Source organism: Microbispora sp. H10836 (assembly GCF_012999525.1).
In the GTDB taxonomy this organism is placed as follows: Bacteria; Actinomycetota; Actinomycetes; order Streptosporangiales; family Streptosporangiaceae; genus Microbispora.
The window spans coordinates 1-1,568 of the sequence record NZ_JABBWU010000057.1 but is presented as its reverse complement, the minus strand read 5'-3'; the positions used below and the strand labels follow the sequence as shown (position 1 = coordinate 1,568).

The following is a 1,568-nucleotide window of genomic DNA, read 5'->3' as shown; positions in this document are numbered from 1 at the left end:
GCGGGCCGGCTGCTGACCTTGGGGATCGAGTTGGCCCGTTTGCCCCGGGTGCGGGAGAAGTTCGCGGTGGGTGGGTTGGCGGCGGGGGTGGTGGAGGCCATCTGCACCGCCGTTGCCGGCCTGTCCGATGAGCAGGCCGCCTTGGCTGAGCCGATTCTGCTGGAGCTGGCGGGCAAGGCGGGGGCGGCGGAGGTGGCCAGGGCGGGCCGTTATCTGCGGGCGGTGCTGGACCCCGATGGTGAGGACCGCGATGAGCGGGCCGATTACGGTCGGCGGTTCCTGCGGGTCCGCCGGGGCAAGGGCGGCGGTTTGGAGGGGGAGTTTTATCTGCCGCGTGAGCATGCCGCCCGGTTGCAGGCGTTGTTGGATGCGTATGCCAGGCCGAAGGCGGAGGGCGATGACCGGCCGCTGCGAGTGCGTCAGGCGGATGCGTTCATGGCGTTGCTGGAGGAGAGGATCGCCGCAGAGCTCCTAGTGCTGGTCAACGCCGAATCCCTCCCCACCGACCCCACCCCCGACCACCCGCAGACTCCCGAGCGCCCCGAGACCCCCATAGACACCGAAGAGCCCGAAGACACCCCGGACACCGAGACCGTCCGGCAGGCCCGGCACACCGAGGACGCTCAGGTCAGCCGGGACAGCGAGGACATCAGCGTCCCGGCCGAGGACGGCGCGACTGATGTCGGCAGCACCGGCCCCGTCGACACTGTCGACCAGGCCGACCTTGCCGATCTCGCCGGCGCCGGTGACGCCGAGGAAGCCGTTTCCGGAGTAGGCGCCGCTGCCGATGTAGCCGCAGAGGCCACCGTCGAGAACGCCGGTCAGAGCGCCGTCGAGGGTGCCGAGCCGGCGACCGGGCCCCGTGGCGTGGAGCCCGGCGATGACGCGATCGGACGCGCGCAGGCGAAGAGCACACAGCGGAGCGAGTCGCAGCAGGAGCCACAGCAGAGCACGCCACAGCAGAGCAGCTCGCCGAAGCGGCAGGAGTCGCGCTCGTGGGAGTCGCATGGCGGGGGCGCGTGCGGGTGCGGCAGTAGGGCGCGGTGCTCGTCCACAGCGCCGGAAACACCGGGGACGCCGGAAGCGTCCGGTGCGCGGGTACCAGAGCCGGGGGCGCCCAGCGCGCGGGGAGCAGAGCCTGGGTCGCCGCGGGGCGTGCTGGGACCAGAGCCGGAGAGGCCACCGGGAGCGTCGGCCGGAGGACTGCCGGGGGCGCTGCTGGGGACAGCGTTGGGGATGGCGCCGGGGTTGCTGCTGGCGACCGGGGAGGTGCTGCCCGTCTCCGGCGTGCACCGGCTGGCCCGCACCTCCACCCTGGTGCGCCTGGTCATGGACGCCGAGGGACAGGTCCTGGACATGGGCCGCAAGGTCCGCCTGGCCACCCCCGCCCAGCGGCGGGCGATCTACGCCCGCTACGCCACCTGCTGGATCGACGGCTGCCCGCTCCCGGCCACCAGGTGCCAGATCGACCACGCCGACAACTGGAGCACCGGCGGCCTGACCGACCTCAAACTGCTGGGCCCGGCCTGCCAGTTCCACAACCGCGACCGCTACCAGCACCCCGACCG

Annotated in this window: 1 protein-coding gene; it reads left to right on the top strand. The window is 72.7% G+C overall.

Annotated features, from left to right (window positions below; genetic code table 11):
- Positions 1 to 48: 48 nt before the first annotated feature.
- Positions 49 to 1,568: DUF222 domain-containing protein (locus tag HHX30_RS40210; RefSeq protein ID WP_311923069.1), on the top strand; the 1,520-nt coding region annotated here is incomplete at its 3' end.